General features: G+C 38.3%; 10 protein-coding genes, 2 tRNA genes and 3 rRNA genes. 5 read left to right on the top strand and 10 right to left on the bottom strand.

Translation table 11 applies throughout. From position 1 onward, the window contains the following. Positions 1-1,221: 1,221 nt before the first annotated feature. The 9 genes from rrf to HMPREF0669_RS00840 all read right to left on the bottom strand — a co-directional run bounded on the left by rrf (position 1,222) and on the right by HMPREF0669_RS00840 (position 9,807). Positions 1,222-1,334 (bottom strand): 5S ribosomal RNA (gene rrf / locus HMPREF0669_RS00880). 78 nt (positions 1,335-1,412) lie between these two features. Then, positions 1,413-4,318 (bottom strand): 23S ribosomal RNA (locus tag HMPREF0669_RS00875). Positions 4,319-4,444: 126 nt separating this feature from the next. Then, positions 4,445-4,518, bottom strand: a tRNA-Ala gene (locus HMPREF0669_RS00870). A gap of 22 nt (positions 4,519-4,540) precedes the next feature. After that, positions 4,541-4,614 (bottom strand) — tRNA-Ile (locus HMPREF0669_RS00865). A 136-nt stretch (positions 4,615-4,750) separates the two neighbouring features. After that, positions 4,751-6,279, bottom strand: a 16S ribosomal RNA gene (locus HMPREF0669_RS00860). Together the 16S, 23S and 5S rRNA genes with 2 tRNA genes alongside form the textbook arrangement of a ribosomal RNA operon. A 548-nt stretch (positions 6,280-6,827) precedes the next feature. Beyond that, positions 6,828-8,363: a ribonuclease Y gene (gene rny, locus HMPREF0669_RS00855; RefSeq protein WP_009229083.1), complete on the bottom strand. Its 1,536-nt coding sequence runs from the start codon at positions 8,361-8,363 to the stop codon at positions 6,828-6,830. Between the two features lie 137 nt (positions 8,364-8,500). Next, positions 8,501-8,809 carry a cell division protein ZapA gene (locus HMPREF0669_RS00850; RefSeq protein WP_009229082.1) on the bottom strand — a complete coding sequence of 103 codons (309 nt, stop codon included), beginning with the start codon at positions 8,807-8,809 and terminating at the stop codon, positions 8,501-8,503. A 5-nt stretch (positions 8,810-8,814) separates the two neighbouring features. Then, positions 8,815-9,108, bottom strand: a complete 294-nt coding sequence (locus HMPREF0669_RS00845) for a hypothetical protein (protein WP_009229081.1) — start codon at positions 9,106-9,108, stop codon at positions 8,815-8,817. A gap of 69 nt (positions 9,109-9,177) precedes the next feature. Next, on the bottom strand, positions 9,178-9,807 hold the full coding sequence (locus HMPREF0669_RS00840; protein ID WP_009229080.1) for a hypothetical protein: 630 nt from the start codon (positions 9,805-9,807) through the stop codon (positions 9,178-9,180). Positions 9,808-10,831: 1,024 nt separating this feature from the next. On the opposite strand from HMPREF0669_RS00840, the gene rfbA reads away from it, so the two are divergent. From rfbA to HMPREF0669_RS00815, 5 genes are all read left to right on the top strand, one after another. Continuing rightward, entirely contained in the window at positions 10,832-11,716 is an 885-nt protein-coding gene (rfbA, locus tag HMPREF0669_RS00835) for a glucose-1-phosphate thymidylyltransferase RfbA (protein ID WP_009229079.1), read from the top strand. 152 nt (positions 11,717-11,868) lie between these two features. After that, the gene (locus HMPREF0669_RS00830) at positions 11,869-14,346 is read left to right on the top strand and encodes a polysaccharide biosynthesis tyrosine autokinase (protein ID WP_009229078.1); all 2,478 of its coding nucleotides are present in this window, start codon (positions 11,869-11,871) and stop codon (positions 14,344-14,346) included. A gap of 41 nt (positions 14,347-14,387) precedes the next feature. Further along, a complete protein-coding gene (locus tag HMPREF0669_RS00825; protein ID WP_009229077.1) occupies positions 14,388-14,810 on the top strand; it encodes a BT0820 family HAD-type phosphatase in 423 nt (140 codons plus the stop codon). A 497-nt stretch (positions 14,811-15,307) separates the two neighbouring features. Then, complete coding sequence (locus tag HMPREF0669_RS00820; RefSeq protein ID WP_009229076.1) at positions 15,308-17,338, top strand: DNA topoisomerase 3; 2,031 nt, start codon at positions 15,308-15,310, stop codon at positions 17,336-17,338. Between the two features lie 99 nt (positions 17,339-17,437). Then, positions 17,438-19,462 (top strand): OmpA family protein, encoded by a 2,025-nt coding sequence (locus HMPREF0669_RS00815; RefSeq protein WP_009229075.1) that lies wholly within the window; start codon positions 17,438-17,440, stop codon positions 19,460-19,462. 20 nt (positions 19,463-19,482) lie between these two features. Here the strand turns inward: HMPREF0669_RS00815 and HMPREF0669_RS00810 are convergent, their stop codons facing one another. Continuing rightward, on the bottom strand, positions 19,483-20,427 hold the full coding sequence (locus tag HMPREF0669_RS00810) for an endonuclease/exonuclease/phosphatase family protein (RefSeq protein WP_009229074.1): 945 nt from the start codon (positions 20,425-20,427) through the stop codon (positions 19,483-19,485). Positions 20,428-20,429: the final 2 nt, after the last annotated feature.

The following is a 20,429-nucleotide window of genomic DNA, read 5'->3' as shown; positions in this document are numbered from 1 at the left end:
ATGCCATAAAGTCTATAGAACAGTATCTCTCTTCAATATTAGCTAGTTTATTTTTATATATTCCTGTCAGATAAAACTTTTCTTTCTAATTCATTGTAATAAAAAATACCCTAAGGTAGTATTTGAGGTATTTTCTCTGAATATTTGTCCCAAATTTATTCAAATAAGAGTTTTTAGTAACTATTTCTATTTCAACCAATAGTAATCCCTTTTTGAATATACCTATTTGTAGTTGCCTAAATAAGGGTTTATAGAACTTTCAAATAGTTTTTAGTATGCAAAATAATTTTGATACAAGCATAAGATATAAATGCTAGAAATTCCTCAGTAGATAAAAGCGTCTTGCTTTTTAAGCTTGCTAAAACATAAACATATTTTTTATTTACATATATCTATATCCTATCAACACATCGTTTATATCGCTTCTGTCTCATTTTATTCCCTCTTTAAGATGGTTACTCTGCACGAATGAGGGTTACACAGAATAAAAATAATAGGCTTTAGAAACGAATAAAATCAGTTTAACAAGTAAGTCTAGGATATCTACTTTAGAGGAACACCTTGTAATAAAAAGAATGTCTCTTCTTTCTTCCTTATATATATTGCAACATTAGTTGCGTTTATAAGGACATGTGGAGAAGGATGGCGAATCATTAAGTTTGCTTATATTTGCAATTTAAAAACAACTCTATAAATATTGATACAAGTGTTTTGCTGGTTAGATGAAGATTTTTATCGTCAATTTAGGCCGTCACCTCTTTTATTTCCAGTCTTGAGGTTGCTACTGGTATCTTCTTTATATTTGTTTTAATAGGTATTAATTTCTTTCTTTAGCTATTTCTTTAGCCAGTAAGCCATTCTTTTCAATTTAAGGAGCAATTTCCCTTATACAGCTTTAAGATAAGCCTTTTATGCATGATAAATTGTATTTGTGGGTTTATACAAGGTTATCGGCATAAGTAATCTATTGGTTCTTTTGTCTGAAGTGATTGCCATAAATGCATAGAAAGATCTTCCTTTATTCTTCTAAAGAACCTTTACATATTTTACTAAGACCTCCTTTTCTTTGTTTTGAAAATACTCTTATGCATATCTTTTATTCTTTCAAAATCTTCTTTCGATAGAAGCAAAATATGAGAACGTAGGTATTTAGTGTTCAATAAAACCCATTAAACAAAAAAGAGAGCTTAACTGATTACTCAATTAAACTCTCTTTAATAAAAAAGGCAGCTACCTACTCTCCCGCATTGCATTGCAGTACCATCGGCGCAAGTGGGCTTAACTTCTCTGTTCGGAATGGGAAGAGGTGGAACACCACCGCTATAACCGCCTGATATTTCTTTATAACATCTATAACATATCTACAAGCAAAATGTATGATTAAATAAATCAAAACGGATGAAAATAATCTGTGTCTGAAAGCTTTGGGCAATTAGTAGTGCTCGGCTTTGACATCACTGTCTTTACACCTACACCCTATCAACGTCGTCGTCTACAACGACCCTCAAAGGAGTTCTAATCTTGCGGATGGCTTCGCACTTAGATGCTTTCAGCGCTTATCCAAACCAGACTCGGATACCCAGCGGTGCCCCTGGCGGAACAACTGGTAAACCGGAGGTCTGTCCATCACGGTCCTCTCGTACTAGTGACGGCTCCACGCAAAACTCCAACGCCCGCGATAGATAGAGACCGAACTGTCTCACGACGTTCTGAACCCAGCTCGCGTGCCACTTTAATGGGCGAACAGCCCAACCCTTGGGACCTTCTCCAGCCCCAGGATGTGACGAGCCGACATCGAGGTGCCAAACCACCCCGTCGATATGAGCTCTTGGGGGGGATCAGCCTGTTATCCCCGGAGTACCTTTTATCCTTTGAGCGACGGAGTTTCCATACACATCCGCCGGATCACTATGCCCTAGTTTCCTACCTGCTCGGCATGTCTGCCTCTCAGTCAAGCACCCTTATGCCATTGCACTCTAATAGGTCGGTTACCAATCGACCTGAGGGTACCTTTGGAAGCCTCCGTTACGCTTTTGGAGGCGACCACCCCAGTCAAACTACCCACCAAACAATGTCCTCGTTAATCACGAGTTAGACCTCAGACAGCCAAAGGGCCGTATTTCAAGGATGGCTCCAAGAGTGCTGGCGCACCCCCTTCAAAGCCTCCGGCCTATCCTACACATCGGATGACCAAGGTCAATGCTAAGCTGTAGTAAAGGTTCACGGGGTCTTTTCGTCCCATCGCGGGTAATCGGCATCTTCACCGATACTACAATTTCACTGAGATCATGGTTGAGACAGTGTCCAGATCATTACACCATTCGTGCAGGTCGGAACTTACCCGACAAGGAATTTCGCTACCTTAGGACCGTTATAGTTACGGCCGCCGTTTACTGGGGCTTCAATTCAAACCTTCTTCCGAAGAATAAGCTCTCCTCTTAACCTTCCAGCACCGGGCAGGTGTCAGACTGTATACATCATCTTTCGAGTTAGCACAGCCCTGTGTTTTTGTTAAACAGTTGCCTGGACCGATTCTCTGCGCCTCAATACCATTACAGTAAGAGGACCCCTTATCCCGAAGTTACGGGGTCAATTTGCCTAGTTCCTTAACCATGAATCTCTCAACGCCTTAGTATATTCTACCCGACTACGTGTGTCCGTTTACGGTACGGGTGCTTTAACAATATGTTTAGAGCATTTTCTTGGAAGCAGGATTACCCACACTATTGGTTTACTCCGAGGAGAAAACCATACTATCAAGTTCGGATCTGATTGTGGATTTACCTGCAATCATCAACTCCTACACTCTTTAACGAGGACTTCCGTCGCCTCGCGGTGGTGTCACTTCTTCGTCTGCCCATCACTCATTAAAGCAGTAACGGAATATTAACCGTTTCTACCATCGCCATCGCCATTCGGCTGAGACTTAGGACCCGACTAACCCCGGGGTGATTGACATTGCCCGGGAAACCTTGGTCTTGCGGCGGGAGGGAATCTTACCCTCCTTATCGTTACTTATACCTACATTTGCTTTTCCATAAACTCCAGATATAGTTGTCCTATATCATTCAACGTCAATGGAATGCTCCCCTACCGATACTTTTTTAAATACTATCCCGCGCCTTCGGTATCTGCCTTATACCCGATTATTATCCATGCCCGGACCCTCGACCAGTGAGCTGTTACGCACTCTTTAAATGAATGGCTGCTTCCAAGCCAACATCCTGGCTGTCATGGGGACCAGACTTCGTTAGACTAACTTAGACAGAATTTGGGGACCTTAAACGACGGTCTGGATTCTTCTCCTCTCGGGGACGGACCTTAGCACCCGCCCCCTTACTGCACGACTGCAAAGCGTAAGCATTCGGAGTTCGTCAGGTCTCGATAGGCGGTGAAGCCCTCTTGACCTATCGGTCGCTCTACCTCTTACGTTAATCATCGTACGCGGCACCTAAATGCCTTTCGGGGAGTACGAGCTATCTCCAAGTTTGATTGGCCTTTCACTCCTACACTCACCTCATCCAGAAGCTTTTCAACGCTTATTGGTTCGGACCTCCATTCCGTGTTACCGGAACTTCATCCTGGACAAGTGTAGATCACTTGGTTTCGCGTCTACCACCACTGACTCAACGCCCTGTTAAGGCTCGCTTTCACTGCGGTTGCTCCACTTAAGAGGATTAACCTTGCCAGTGACGGTAACTCGTAGGTTCATTATGCAAAAGGCACGCCGTCACATCATAAAATGCTCCGACCGCTTGTAGGCGCATGGGTTCAGGATCTATTTCACTCTTCTTATCGAAGTTCTTTTCACCTTTCCCTCACGGTACTGGTACGCTATCGGTCTCATGGGAGTATTTAGCCTTACCGGATGGGCCCGGCAGATTCACACAGGATTACACGTGTCCCGCGCTACTCAGGATACTACTATGTCTTGGCATGCTTCGAATAAAGGGCTTTCACCTGCTATGGCTACACTTTCCAGTATATTCTTCTCGCAATTCAAGTACAACAACGTAGTCCTACAACCCCAACATTGCAGAATACAACATTGGTTTGGGCTAATCCCCGTTCGCTCGCCACTACTAAGGGAATCATTAGTTTATTTTCTCTTCCTCGAGGTACTAAGATGTTTCAGTTCCCTCGGTTCGCCTCATATATCATATATATGATAATTACCTTATGGTAATTGGGTTGTCCCATTCGGAAATCAACGGATCAAAGGTTATTTGCACCTACCCGTCGCTTATCGCAGCTTATCACGTCCTTCATCGCCTCCATGAGCCAAGGCATCCGCCATGCGCCCTTAATTACTTTCTAAACTTTAGTTATCTTAAAAAAAGATTAACTCATACTTTCAGCTGTTGATTTCTTGTTTAATCTACAGTTTTGCTTGTATCAATATGTCAAAGATCTTATTTATTACGAATCAAATTCATAATACATGTGGAGAATAACGGATTCGAACCGTTGACCCCCTGCGTGCAAGGCAGGTGCTCTAGCCAGCTGAGCTAATCCCCCAAGGGTTAACTTGTATCTTAGGTAGTCCCAGGCAGACTTGAACTGCCGACCTCCACATTATCAGTGTGGCGCTCTAACCAACTGAGCTATAGGACTTCGTTCTGGTTAAGTTCAAGTGCCAAGGCTAATGATTTGCCCAGCATCATTTTTCCCTTGTAAACAAGACAAGTAAGTAAGTACAAGATTATAAATACATATAACCTATAAAGCTATAAATAATAGACGTCTCCAGAAAGGAGGTGTTCCAGCCGCACCTTCCGGTACGGCTACCTTGTTACGACTTAGCCCCAATCACCAGTTTCACCCTAGGCCGACCCTTGCGGTCACGGACTTTAGGCGCCCCCGGCTTTCATGGCTTGACGGGCGGTGTGTACAAGGCCCGGGAACGTATTCACCGCGCCATGGCTGATGCGCGATTACTAGCGAATCCAGCTTCGTGGGGTCGGGTTGCAGACCCCAGTCCGAACTGAGACGCACTTTGAAGATTAGATCTCATTTGCATGAAACCAACATTCTGTATGCGCCATTGTAACACGTGTGTAGCCCCGGACGTAAGGGCCGTGCTGATTTGACGTCATCCCCACCTTCCTCACACCTTACGGTGGCAGTATTCCCAGAGTGCCCAGCATTACCTGATGGCAACTAAGAAAAGGGGTTGCGCTCGTTATGGCACTTAAGCCGACACCTCACGGCACGAGCTGACGACAACCATGCAGCACCTCCACAGCTGCCCCGAAGGGCCTCATCATCTCTGAATCGTTCAGCTGCAGTTCAAGCCCGGGTAAGGTTCCTCGCGTATCATCGAATTAAACCACATGTTCCTCCGCTTGTGCGGGCCCCCGTCAATTCCTTTGAGTTTCACCGTTGCCGGCGTACTCCCCAGGTGGGATGCTTAACGCTTTCGCTAAGCCACTGACCATAAAAGGCCAACAGCGAGCATCCATCGTTTACTGTGCGGACTACCAGGGTATCTAATCCTGTTCGATACCCGCACCTTCGTGCTTAAGCGTCAGTAACGTTACGGTAAGCTGCCTTCGCAATCGGAGTTCTTCGTGATATCTAAGCATTTCACCGCTACACCACGAATTCCGCCTACCTACTACGCACTCAAGTTCGACAGTTCGCGCTGCACGATAGAGGTTGAGCCACTATATTTCACAGCACGCTTATCAAACGGCCTACGCACCCTTTAAACCCAATAAATCCGGATAACGCCTGGACCTTCCGTATTACCGCGGCTGCTGGCACGGAATTAGCCGGTCCTTATTCATGTGATACATGCAAATAAGTATACATACCTAACTTTATTCTCACATAAAAGCAGTTTACAACCCATAGGGCCGTCATCCTGCACGCTACTTGGCTGGTTCAGATTTTCATCCATTGACCAATATTCCTCACTGCTGCCTCCCGTAGGAGTTTGGACCGTGTCTCAGTTCCAATGTGGGGGACCTTCCTCTCAGAACCCCTACTGATCGATGCCTTGGTGAGCCGTTACCTCACCAACAAACTAATCAGACGCATCCCCATCCAATACCGAAGTTCTTTAATGTATAAATCATGAGAAAAATACATACCATCAGGAATTAGTCCGTCTTTCAACGGGTTATGCCTGAGTATTGGGTAGGTTGGATACGCGTTACTCACCCGTGCGCCGGTCGCCATCATTGGTTGCAAGCAACCAACATGCTGCCCCTCGACTTGCATGTGTTAAGCCTGTAGCTAGCGTTCATCCTGAGCCAGGATCAAACTCTACATTGTAAAATTTCTTATATTTATTCCCCTAAAGGAGAATGTTTTCTGACTTAGAACGACTATCCTTATAACCTTTATTGAATAATCAATTAACGGTTCGTATTTATACCCTGTTGTAAAAAAATAACAACAAGACTCTTGTACTAACTTGTCTGTTTATGTAAATCTATTCAAAGAACTCTATCTTTATTGCTAACAGAGATTACTCTCGAAAGCGGATGCAAAAGTACAACTTTTTATAACACAAACCAAATATTTCAAAAAGAAAATGCAAAAAAACACACTTTTATTATCTTTACATCCAAATATATCAAGTAAATTGATATTGACACATAATTATATAAATAAAACCTAAGAGTGAATAACAATGAAATAACCTACAGAAAAAAAAAAGACTATAATAAAAAATGAACAAATTTCTTCTACATTCTTTCCAAATTGCTTTTATGCATAATAAAATCATCTCTGAAGTATAGACGGCTACATTTTATACCTATATAAATCAAACAAAAATCCCATGAATATTGAAAACCAACACACATGGGATTTAAATATTATTTTGCATAAGCAACAGAGCGAGTTTCACGAATTACAGTGATTTTCACTTGACCTGGATAGGTCATCTCATTCTGAATCTTCTCTGCTATCTCACCACTTAACTTCTCACTTTCATTATCATCCATTCGATCCGCTCCGACAATTACACGCAATTCACGTCCTGCCTGAATTGCATAAGTTTTTGTTACACCTGGATAACTCATTGCAATAGCCTCTAGATCGTTCAAACGTTTAATATAAGCTTCTACAATTTCACGCCTTGCACCTGGCCTTGCGCCACTAATAGCATCACACACTTGCACAATCGGAGCTAAAAGAGTATTCATTTCAATTTCATCATGGTGCGCACCAATTGCATTACAAACGTCAGGTTTTTCTTTATAACGTTCTGCAAGCTTTGCTCCATAGAGTGCATGAGGCAACTCACTCTCTTCGTCGGGAACCTTACCAATATCATGAAGCAATCCTGCCCTCTTGGCTTTCTTGGGGTTTAAGCCTAATTCTGATGCCATAATAGCACAGAGGTTGGCTGTTTCTCTTGCGTGTTGCAATAGATTTTGGCCATAAGAAGAACGATATTTCATCTTACCTACAATACGAACAAGTTCTGGATGCAATCCATGAATACCCAAATCAATAACTGTTCGTTTTCCGATTTCAATAATTTCGTTTTCTAATTGTTTCTTTACCTTAGCTACAACTTCTTCTATTCGTGCTGGATGAATTCTACCATCTGCAACCAATTGATGAAGTGCTAGCCTACAGATCTCACGTCTTACAGGATCAAATGCAGAGATAACAATAGCTTCCGGAGTATCATCTACCACGATTTCAACACCTGTTGCAGCCTCAAGAGCACGTATATTACGACCTTCACGACCAATAATACGACCTTTTATCTCATCATTTTCAATATGAAAAACGCTTACCGAGTTCTCTATTGCAGTTTCTGTAGCTACACGTTGTATGGTCTGAATCACAATTTTCTTAGCTTGTGCATTGGCGTTAAGCTTTGCTTCATCCATAATCTCATTGATATAGCTTGCAGCATTTGTCTTTGCCTCGTCTTTTAAACTTTCAATTAGACGATTTTTTGCATCTTCTGCACTTAAACCTGATAATTCTTCAAGTTTTGCACGCTCTTGTGCTTGCATCTTTTCTAATTCTGCTTGCTTCGTAACAAGAATCTTCTTTTCATTGTCTACACGAACTTGCTCTTGTTCTACCTCTTGCTTTCGCCTTCCAAGTTCTTCTTGACGCTGATTCAATGACAATTCTCTTTGTTTAAGCTTGTTTTCGTTTTGCTGTATCTTCTGATTGCGTTGCTGAACTTCACGCTCTAGCTCCGCTTTCTTATTAAGGAACTTCTCTTTTACCTCAAGTAGTTTCTTTTCTTTTATAACCTCAGCATCCTTAGTGGCATTAGCTATCATTTCATTGTATTTCCCTTTTATAACATATCGAAAAAGGAAAAAACCTGCGCAACTACCTACAAGTAATGCGATGATTCCCGTAATCAATGTTTCTATCATTTATTTTACACTTTTAGTTTAATTCTTTAATTACTAAAATGTATAACGGCATAAGAATAAAAACAAAATAATATTATTGTTTTGTAAGGCAACAATTAATAACGAGTAAATTCGCTATTAACGGCTTATTCATAATGTTATTTTTCTTTCAATGCTGAATCTATATCAGATGTCAATTTTTCAAGAGTTTTTGTCAATTCCCCTTGATCATACCTACCAGACTCACGTTCATAACGAAGCGCAACATCAATAAGTGCCATATAAAGCAAATCTTCTTTGCCTATTGCATCTTGATACTTATTGGTGTAAAAGCCTATAGTATCATTAATTAATCTGGCAGCTTGTCGATAATACACTTCTTCTTCAGGAGCTATTTCCACGGGAAATTCTCTATTATAAACAGAAAGTGTTATTTTTCTTTTATATTGACTAGGTTCAGACATCATTGAAACTATTTTTCACTCAATAGCGTAATACATTTGTTTACATCACGAATTAACTTTGCAAGCTTCTTCTGTGCATGTTCTACATCAACATCTGAAACTTCGAGCATTCGTGCAATTTTGAGACTTTGGTAATCATTCTGAGCTTGAGAAATACGCTCTTCAAGATTCTTTATTCTATCCTCTTGTTCCCCAATAATAGCATACAATTCTGCATTCTCCTTTTTAATGTCTTTATATTGGAGAATGAGTTGCTGTATTCTTGCAGCAAACTGAGCTAAAACTTTCTCATTATGAGTCATGAATGTTACATTTTGAATACAAAAATAGGCTAAATATATGAGAACGACAAATTATTTATTATAAAATATTTATTTGCCCTTATCATCTGCCTGTGGTTTAGATTCTTTCTTTGCAAGCATCACAACTTGGTAAACGAAATCTGCAATCCACTTTTGTGAGTAACCTAACCGCTTATTTGTTTGACGTATTCCCACTACCATTTTCATCATTCCAGGCTCGGTAAAATCGTTTTTATTAAAAATATCATTAACGGTTTTCTCGGTCATTGAATATATGGCATTTTTAAAGAATGATGGAAGACGAAGCTTAAACTTCATCAGATTGCCTGTTAACATTAAAAGATCTTGACTTAATGTCTGAAACTGAAACAGATAAGTTTGTACATCTTGTAATTTATGACAATTACGTCTAATACTTTGATCTATCTCTTTAAAGAAGGTATCATCGGTATTATAGATGCTTTGCATCATTTTTTTACAAGCAGACTTCTCTCCTACTCCAAGTTTATTACCCTGCGTTGGCACCTTTAAGGTTGTTTTAAAAGTACGCAAATCGGGCAACATTGCAAGATTTGTAATACCGACATTGGCAGCAATTGAGGCTTGAAAATATACTCGTACCAATGTCATAAAATCTTCCATTCCACCTGTTTTATTTTCTTTTGGTTTACTTCCAAACAGTTTAGATATAAATCCCATGACTATTATATAATATTTTATTCGTATATTCGGTATTTATAAATAATTTTAATTTAATACCTCTTGTAATCTAATATTTATTTCATTAACATACTACGCTTATAAATAAAAGCGTTTAAGGACAATTATTTTGCAAAAATACAATAAAAAAATCAACCTACAAAATATTATTTTACCTTATTAAATATCCTTTACGCCTTATACAAACTACTCTGCAAGAGAAATGATATTTTCTCAATACGCTTCTCATAGGCATCGAAAGAAAAGACATCTAACGGAACTCTGTTATACAAAATACATCAATCTAATAACCAATTGTTTACAACTTCATAGTAATCAAATCTCATTACTATATTTTCATACACATTAACTCTCTCTCAAAGCTAAAATAATAAATTATCATATTTCCCCCAAAAAGAAGATTACACGTATAAGAAAAACTACAAACACATTGAAATAAATAACAGATTTATAAAAATTTTCAATCCAAAACTCTAACTAAAACAAAATAATCAAATCTCATTTATTCTATTATTATAGTATTAGAACGCACCATTATTTTTATAACCTAAAGATTGTCAACTTCTAATACAAGTCTAGGATTATCTCTACCCAATCAGACAATCACATTTTTTTGCACAAAGAAGCCTATTATTGAAAGGTAAAAGCAGTGCTATTATCTCCTAAAAACAATGCTATTACACTGTAAACACTATGCTTTTACCTCGAGAACTCAACCCTTTTGTTCTACTTTCTCTGTAGATTTATCAGTTTTCATGAATGCTAAAAAAAATTACAATCCAATCTTTCATCTTTCTCAATTCAAATAATATTTTCAATGAAGGTTTTCTTTTATTATTAAATCAAATAGTGATAAATTCAAAAGAAATTCTTTGTAATTCACTATACTTTCGGAATTTATCATTACCTTTGTGCACATTATTGTTAATAATAATTAAATATTGAGATTATTTACTATTGTATCACGTCATTATTTTAAATACTCTGATTTAAAGAACACTGCATGAAAGGAATAATTCTAGCTGGTGGTTCAGGTACGAGATTGTATCCTATCACAAAAGGAATAAGCAAACAGCTCATGCCGATATATGATAAGCCCATGATTTATTATCCATTATCGGTACTAATGCTTGCTGGAATCCAGGAAATTCTTATTATATCCACTCCTTATGATTTGCCATCTTTTAAACGATTACTTGGCAATGGAAGTCAATGGGGTGTACAATTCACTTATGCAGAACAACCCTCTCCTGATGGATTAGCACAAGCTTTTATCATAGGAAAAGAATTCATAGGTAGCGATAGCGTCTGTTTGGTATTAGGAGACAATATTTTTTATGGTTCTGGTTTTACTGGATTATTAAGAAATAGTGTTACAGAAGCAGAAAAAAACAATAATGCAACCGTTTTTGGTTATTATGTTAATGACCCCGAAAGATATGGTGTTGCAACATTCGATGACCATAATAATTGTACAAGTATTGAAGAAAAGCCACAAAATCCTAAAAGTAATTATGCCGTTGTGGGGCTTTATTTCTATCCCAATAGCGTAGTTCAAGTTGCCCAAAACATAAAACCTAGCGCACGAGGAGAACTAGAAATAACCTCAGTAAACCAACATTATTTAGCACAAAACAAGCTAAAAGTACAAACGTTACAGAGAGGTTTTGCATGGTTAGATACAGGAACACATGAAAGTCTTTTCGATGCAAGTGCCTTTATCGAAACTGTTGAAAAACGACAAGGGTTAAAAATTGCCTGCATTGAAGAAATTGCTTACTTAAATGGGTGGCTAACAAAAGAACAACTTATTAGTTTAGCGCAACCAATGATAAAGAACCAATACGGCCAATATTTACTACATTTGGCTCAAGAAAAAAATAGATAACAAAACTATTTATAGATACAACAAGAAGAAAATGAGTAGTAACAATGCGACGATACTTAACTAATTATTATCAAAAAAATGATAGCATTTTATAAAGGCTAGTATCACGCATCTAAAAGAAGAATCTAAATAAAAAGAAATAACAACAAACTATGGAAGAAAAAATCGTTTTTGACCAAGAAACTAAAGAAGAAAAAGGGAATTCTTTATTAGACTTACAGACCTTAACCACCTCACTATTCCTTAATTGGAAGTGGATTATTTTCTCTGTTCTTATATGTCTTGGACTGGCACAAGCTTATCTTCGCTACACAACTCCAATTTATCGAGTTTCAGCAAAGATGCTAATTAAAGAAGAAGAGCGCACAAGAAGTAGCAGAAGTGCTATACAAAGCGCAACAAGTCTCGGTACAATTTCGAACTCAACAGGTTTATTTAATGAGATAGAAATTATCAAATCACACGATTTAGCCGAAGCTGCTGTAAGAGATTTAAAGCTGTATGTAAATTATAATACAGACGGACGAATTAAGAACCTCACTCTTTATGGCAACCAACCAATCAACGTTGACATCGATCCAGCAAACCTTGATAGATTATCAAGTCCTATTTCTTTGGCTATAACTCGCAACGGAAATAATTATCATGTCACAGGTTCTTTTAGTCTTCCAATAGGCTCTGAAAAGGAAAGCGGTCCATATTCTATAGATAAAATACTTACAAAACTACCTCAAACCATTAACACTCGTGCTGGTGTTCTTAGTTTCCGTCACAATGGAATCTACTCACTTAACAATGGTGAAACAATATTTGTAACCATCCAATCACCTTCGGTAGCAGCTTATAAATACGCAGGTGCATTGTCTGTCACACCAAATGAAAATACAACCTCAATTGCACAAATTTCTCTTACCGATGAACATCCACAACGTGCAAAAGATTATTTAGTTCAACTTATCAACGTATATAATCGTCAAGCTAATGAAGATAAGAATGAGATTGCTAGAAATACAGAAGAATTTATCAATAGCCGTCTTGAAAAAATCAATGCAGAATTGGGCGCAACAGAAGGTGCTTTAGAAAGTTTCAAAAAGAGAAACCGCATCGTTCAGATTGACATGAACGCAGGACAAGCAATGGGTAATGCAGATAGTTACGAACAAAAGCTTACTGAAGCTAATACTCAAGTTTCTTTATTAAATAGTATTAGCGACTATATGAATCAATCTGGAACTAAATATCAAACTCTTCCATCTAATGTGGGTCTAACAGATCAAAGTGCTACTGCACTTATAAATAAATATAACGAACTAGTCCTTGAGCGCAACCGACGCCTAGGTAGTGCTTCAGAAACAAGTCCTGTGGTTACAACTATCACAACTCAACTAGATGATTTGATTGGAAGTATCCGTCGTGCAATGAGTCAAGCTCGTAGAAGTATGGAGATTCAACGCAACAGTATAGCGTCTCAATTCGGACGCTATCAAGGTCAAATTAGCGCAACCCCTGAACAAGAGCGCATCATGACACAAATTGGTAGACAACAAGATGTGAAGTCTGGACTTTATTTAATGTTGCTTCAAAAGCGTGAAGAGAACTCTATTTCCCTCGCAGCAACAGCTGATAAGGGTAGATTGGTTGATGCTCCAAGCTCAATGGGTAAGATAAGTCCAAAGAACAACATTGTCTTTATCATTGCATTAGTTATAGGTTTGGCTATTCCTACCTTAATTATTATGTTGCTACAACTACTAAATTACAAGATCGAAGGACATAATGACGTTGAAAAACTTACCAATCTCCCAATCCTTGCAGATGTTGCTGTAGCTAATGATTCAGCTAAAACAAGAGGCGATATCGTTGTTCGTGAAAATCAAAATAATCAAATGGAAGAGATCTTTAGATCTATTCGTACAAACCTACAGTTCATGTTAAAGCAGAATGAAAAGGTCGTAATATTTACTTCAACCACATCAGGTGAAGGTAAAACATTCAACGCAGCGAACCTTGCAGTGAGCTTTGGACTCCTCAACAAGAAAGTTATTCTTGTCGGACTTGATATTCGTAAGCCTCGTCTTGCAGAACTATTCGAAATAGATAATCACACCAATGGTATCACAAATGTATTAGTCTTAGATAATCCAACAAAAGAAGACATCCGTAGACAAATTCTTCCTTCAGAGGTAAATAATAACTTAGACCTATTAATGTCAGGTCCTATTCCACCTAACCCTGCAGAGCTTATCGCTCGTCCTTCGTTAGAAAAGATTATAAATCTATTGAAAGAAGATTATGATTACGTTATTATCGATACCGCACCAATCGGACTTGTTACCGATACTTTACAAATAGCACGTGTTGCAAACACCACTGTTTACGTATGTCGTGCTGACTATACTCCTAAAGACAGCTTTAAATTCATTAATGCTTTAGCCCGAGAAAACAAACTTCCTAATATGAGCATCGTCATCAATGGTATTGACATGTCTAAGAAAAAGTACGGCTATTACTACGGATACGGAAAGTATGGCAAGTATGGTAAATATGGAAAATACGGTAATTACGGCTCATATGGCAATTATGCGAATAGCCATTACGGAAACAAAAACGACACTTCTGTTAAATTATAAGTTGTCATCTAAATTATAAATTCACATTAATTATAAGAAGTATGATTATTGCCGTTGATTTTGATGGAACAATTGTAGAACACAAATATCCAGAAATAGGGAAAGAAGTTCCCTTTGCTATAGATACTCTCAAAATGCTTATCAAAGATCAGCATCGTTTAATTCTATGGAGTGTTAGAGAAGGGGCTCTCTTAGACGAAGCTGTTGAATGGTGTCGAGCAAGAGGTGTTGAGTTCTATGCAGTGAATAAAGATTATCCTGAAGAAGAAAAAGAAAAGAATAATCACTTTTCTAGAAAACTAAAGGCTGACTTTTTCATTGATGACAGAAATGTTGGTGGGCTACCAGAATGGGGGCAGATATACCGAATGATCAGTCAAAACAAGACTTATAGACAACTCATTAGAGAACAATTGTCAGTAAAACAGGAAGCACCAAAGAAGAAACATTGGTGGAATTTTTAGTAAACTTATAATCAACTCAAAATCAGTTTATTATCAAACAAATAAGTCTTATGATATAAAAATAAATAAAAGAAAGACAAATTTTTTATTTTAGATAAGAAAGGAGCAGTTTCTTCCGACATAAAAACGAGTCGAAAAGAAACTGTTCCTTTTATTTTTATTCCAACTACTATTCATCTATATCTAGATGATCCTTCAGGTATATGACATCATCATTATATTTTTCTACTTTAAATAAAAAGTTTCTCTCCAATAAAAGCACTGCTTTAACAATGAGAAAGCATTGCTTTTACCTTGAAATATCATAGGTTTTACCTCCTAAAAGCTATCCTTTTACAGCCCAAAGTGAAAGATATAGAAATAAAAAGCAAGAAGATAGGATTTTAATTATTAGTCATTACATCTTAAAAGAAACGTTTTGAGCGTTAATAAAAAGCCAAATCAGCCTAAATGTGCTCTATTTTTAGTAAATTTGCACTAAATAACACACCTGATTAATGATAGTTTGCATAGCAGAAAAGCCAAGCGTTGCTCGTGATATTGCCCATATTTTAGGAGCCAATTCGTCACGAGATGGATATATGGAGGGCAATGGTTACCAAGTAACTTGGACCTTTGGACACCTTTGTACCTTAAAAGAGCCCAACGATTACACTGAAAAATGGAAGCATTGGAGCCTCAGTTCACTCCCTATGATTCCCACTCGATTTGGCATTAAACTCATTGACGATAAAGGAATTCACAAACAATTCGCCGTTATTGAAAAGCTAATGAAAGACGCAGAGATGATTATTAACTGCGGAGATGCAGGACAAGAAGGTGAATTAATTCAGCGTTGGGTTATTCAAAAAACTCAAGCAACTTGCCCTATAAAGCGTCTTTGGATTTCATCTCTTACAGAAGAGTCTATCAAAGAGGGTTTTAATAACCTTAAAGACGAAGAACTTTATCGTCCATTATACCTTGCAGGACTATCAAGAGCCATAGGTGATTGGATATTAGGAATGAATGCCACCCGCTTATATACCCTCAAATATGGTCAAAACAAGCAGGTTCTATCAGTAGGAAGAGTTCAAACTCCAACCCTTGCACTCATTGTCAATCGCCAAAAAGAAATCGAATCATTCGTAAGTGAGCCTTATTGGGTACTCTCAACCATATATCGTAACACCTTATTTACTGCCACTTCGGGCAAGTTTACAAATAAAGAAGAAGGCGAAAAGGCTTTTGCTGCAATAGAAGATTATAACTTTGAGGTTACAGATGTACAAAAGAAGCGAGGTACAGAAGCCCCTCCCCGACTCTTCGACCTAACCTCTTTGCAGGTAGAATGTAACAAAAAGTATGGCTATTCAGCAGAAACCACACTCAATTTAATACAGAGCTTATACGAAAAAAAGTTCACAACCTATCCTCGTGTCGATACTCAATACCTCAGTGATGATATCTATGCCAAGTGTCCTAATATCCTTCAAGGTTTAAAAGGCTATGAAAATCTTCTTCAACCCCTTATGGGCAAGAAGCTCATCAAAAGCAAAAAGGTATTCGACAACTCAAAAGTAACCGACCACCACGCCATCATTCCCACTGGAGTTCCTATACATAACCTCAGTGATATGGAAAAGAACGTTTATCAACTTATTGCTAAACGCTTTATAGGTGTGTTCTATCCCGATTGTAAAATTGCCACTACAACAGTCTTAGGCATTGTAAATAACATCGAGTTTAAGGCTAATGGCAAAGAAATATTAGAAGAAGGTTGGCGAGCAATCTATGTAAACGAGGTGCAACAAAACAATGATGACGAGAAGAAAGAAAGTGAAGAAGAACGCACTTTGCCCACTTTCACCAAAGGAGAACAAGGCAGTCACGAACCAACTTTAAGTCAAAAGAATACCACTCCACCTAAATTGTACACCGAAGCCACCCTTCTTAGAGCAATGGAAACAGCTGGTAAGTTTGTAGAAGACGAAACATTGCGTCTTGCTCTCAAAGAAAATGGAATCGGACGACCATCTTCTCGAGCAGGAATTATAGAGACTTTGTTTAAAAGAAACTATATTCGTCGCGAGAGAAAGAACATTCTTGCCACTCCAACAGGTGTTCAACTCATCGACACTATTCATGAAGAACTCCTTAAAAGTGCTGAACTTACAGGTATTTGGGAAAAGAAATTGCGTGATATTGAACATCAAAAATACGATCCCTCATCATTTATTGAGGAGCTAAAGGAGCAAATGAATCAAATTGTTCAGCAGGTTTTAAGCGACAATTCTAATCGAAGAGTGTGCGTAACAACAAAAGAAGACCTTAAAAAACGCATTGTTCAAAAGAGTAAAGTCAAAGCAACACAAAAGGTAAAAGATGCAAAGAAAGACTCAAAAGTACAGGCTTCATCTTCAGAAAACATTACAGGAACAGTGTGTCCACAATGCAAGGAGGGCATTATTATAAAGGGCAAGAGTGCCTATGGCTGTTCTAATTGGAAAAATGGTTGCAACTATCGCATTCCGTTCAACGAAAAGTAAGCACCCCCCAACACAATAAAAAGCAACCCAAAGCGTCTTTATCATAAAACAAATACTGTGAAACATTATATCAATTACATATTATTATTCCTCTGTTTCATGTGCTTTTCCTGTGGAGCAGAACGCAATATTAAGAAAGGCGACAAGCTTTTTGCTATCGGAGAGTATTATGATGCAGCCGAACAATACCGTCAAGGTTATGCTAAAATACCTGCAAAAGACCGCTCTTTGCGTGGTCAAACGGCTTCAAAAATGGCTTTTTGCTATCAAAAAATTAATTTCACTCAAAAGGCAATATCAGCCTATAACAACTCAATACGATATAATCAGCAACTCAACATATCGCAAAGAACCAACTATGCACAGCAACTTTTAAAAGCAGGATACTACAAAGAGGCTATCAAAGAGTTTAAAGCTATCCTCGATACGCTACCTCAAAACACTATAGCACAAAACGGATTGCAATCGGCTCAACAAGCTATTAAGGCAAAAGAGATAGGCTCTAAGTATATAGTTAAGCGCATGGACATATTTAATTCACGTCGAAGCGATTATTGTCCCATGTTCCTTGGTAACGAAATCAATCGACTTTATTTCTCATCTACACGCAATGAGGCTATGGGAGACGATGTAAATGGAGTTACAGGAACAAAGAATGGGGATATATTTGTATCAGAAAAGAATGATAAAGGTGTATGGAGTAAGCCCGAACCAGTGGTTGGTGGGCTCAATACTGCATACGATGAAGGGGCTTGTTGCTTTTCTCCTGACTTGCGAACAATGTACTTAACACAATGTGCTAGCGATCCTTCTTATCCTCGTTACGCACAAATTATGACCTCAAATCGCAGTGATGCATCGTGGGCGAAGGCTAATCAACTTAAAATAACAAACGATACACTCTCTACTTTCGCCCATCCCGCCATCTCTCCCGATGGAAATTGGCTCTATTTTGTAAGTGATATGCCTGGAGGTAAAGGCGGATTGGATATCTGGAGAGCACAATTGACCACCTCAGGCATAGCAAGCATTGAGAATTTAGGCGACCCTATCAATACAGAAGGTGACGAAATGTTCCCTTGTTTCCGCCCTAATGGCGACTTATACTTCTCTAGTAATGGTCATGTAGGATTGGGAGGACTTGACATTTTCATTGCAGCTATCAATCAAAATGGTCAATATGAATTGCAACACCCCAACTATCCGCTCAATACTTCAGCCGATGAGTTTGGCATTACCTTTGAAACCGTTCACAACAGAGGCTTCTTTTCGTCTAATAGAAACGATGCACGAGGATACGATCACATTTATAGTTTCGAGTATCCAGAAATCATTCAAACCATAAAAGGCTGGGTCTACGAAGTCGATGGCTATGAACTTCCTGCCTCACAAGTGTATGTTATAGGTGATGATGGAACCAATAAGCGTATCATAGTCAAGTCAGATGGCTCGTTTACAATAACTGTTAATCCAGGAGTTAAATACCTTATATTAGCTTCTTGCAAAGGTTTCTTGAACCATACTGAAGAAATTGAGATTCCTAATAGTAGCGAATCGAAAGAGCATGTCTTGCAATTTCCATTGGCATCTATCACTGCTCCGGTGCTAATTGATAACATTTTCTATGATTTCGACAAAGCAACTCTTCGTCCAGAGAGCACCACTTCGCTCGATGAATTAGTGAAATTGCTCAACGAAAATCCTAATGTTACAATAGAATTGAGCGCTCATACCGATTACAGAGGAAGCGAAGAATACAACAAAAAGCTATCTCAAAAAAGAGCAGAAGCCGTTGTTAACTATCTAATTGCACACGGAATTTCTTCAGAAAGATTAACTCCTGTGGGCTATGGCAAAGAAAAACCAAAGAAAATAAAGAAGAAACTCACCGAAAAATATCCTTGGTTAAAAGAAGATAGCGCATTAACCGAGTCGTTCATACAATCACTTGACAAAGAAAAACAAGAGATTTGTAATCAATTAAACCGCCGAACTGAATTTATCGTGTTACGCACTACCTATGGAATGTTTGATGAAAAAGGACATATAAAATCAACAATTAAGAAACAAGAAACGAAGAAAACTACCTCAACAAAAGAGGAACCCAACGTCTTCTTCGAATAAAAAGTAGCCTTTTAGCATCGCTATTTAAATTCAAAATGAGCCACTAAGGGTAAATGATCGCTATATCCTTCATGGTATTTTGCACCTATATAGCACCTAAAAGGCTGTTTCCCACCATATTTTTCATCATTACATAGAAGAAAATCTGCGTCATTAATAAAGCAATCTAACCAATATTTCCTCAGTGGTTCACTCACAAATATATGGTCTAAGCTATCCCATTCACCTTTATATTTATAGGTTCCCTTTGTGCCATTCAATCCTTTTACGTTCGCAGAGATATCGAACAAGCCATTATTAGATAGCATTTCAAGCGACAAATTACCCACATAATCATTGAAATCTCCTAATATTGCGATATTAGGATTTACCGAAGTAGAGCGAATAGAATCTGTTATTTCATTGATTTTCTTAGCTACTTCACACCTAAAAGCCCTACTAAAATGTTCGCCTCCCATTCTACTTGGAGCATGAACCACCATAATATGCAAAGTATCAGCATTGAACACACGCCCCGAAACATATAAGATATCTCGTGTTGGGCGCATTCCTTTTATAGGATTAACACGCACACTATGACATTGAAGTAATGAGAATGTAAAAGGAGAATATAGCAAAGCCACATCTATACCACGCAAATCGGGCGATTGAGTCATGACATATTGATATCGAAGCGTTCTAAGTGGAGCACGAAGTGTTAGATCTCGCATCACAGAATCATTCTCCACTTCGCATAATGCCACTATATCTGGCAACGACCAACTTCCTTTCCAGTCGCCACACGACACCAATGATTGTGATAAATGATTCATCTTACACCAGTATTTATGAGGATTCCAATGGCGATAAGACGTTGGTAAGAATTCATAGTCATTCTTCAAAGAATCATGTTGACAATCAAACAGATTCTCACAGTTGAGCTGCACGATAGTAAAAATGCCCAACACCAGTGTTGATAGATTCATAA

Source organism: Prevotella sp. oral taxon 299 str. F0039 (assembly GCF_000163055.2).
In the GTDB taxonomy this organism is placed as follows: domain Bacteria; phylum Bacteroidota; class Bacteroidia; order Bacteroidales; family Bacteroidaceae; genus Prevotella.
This window is presented reverse-complemented; position numbering and strand designations above follow the sequence as displayed.

Coding starts and splice junctions, on each gene's coding strand:
- rny (WP_009229083.1), bottom strand. CDS start 8,363: ATGATAGAAACATTGATTACGGGAATCATCGCATTACTTGTAGGTAGT.
- HMPREF0669_RS00820 (WP_009229076.1), top strand. CDS start 15,308: ATGATAGTTTGCATAGCAGAAAAGCCAAGCGTTGCTCGTGATATTGCC.
- HMPREF0669_RS00830 (WP_009229078.1), top strand. CDS start 11,869: ATGGAAGAAAAAATCGTTTTTGACCAAGAAACTAAAGAAGAAAAAGGG.
- HMPREF0669_RS00840 (WP_009229080.1), bottom strand. CDS start 9,807: ATGGGATTTATATCTAAACTGTTTGGAAGTAAACCAAAAGAAAATAAA.
- HMPREF0669_RS00845 (WP_009229081.1), bottom strand. CDS start 9,108: ATGACTCATAATGAGAAAGTTTTAGCTCAGTTTGCTGCAAGAATACAG.
- rfbA (WP_009229079.1), top strand. CDS start 10,832: ATGAAAGGAATAATTCTAGCTGGTGGTTCAGGTACGAGATTGTATCCT.
- HMPREF0669_RS00825 (WP_009229077.1), top strand. CDS start 14,388: ATGATTATTGCCGTTGATTTTGATGGAACAATTGTAGAACACAAATAT.
- HMPREF0669_RS00850 (WP_009229082.1), bottom strand. CDS start 8,809: ATGATGTCTGAACCTAGTCAATATAAAAGAAAAATAACACTTTCTGTT.
- HMPREF0669_RS00810 (WP_009229074.1), bottom strand. CDS start 20,427: ATGAATCTATCAACACTGGTGTTGGGCATTTTTACTATCGTGCAGCTC.
- HMPREF0669_RS00815 (WP_009229075.1), top strand. CDS start 17,438: ATGTGCTTTTCCTGTGGAGCAGAACGCAATATTAAGAAAGGCGACAAG.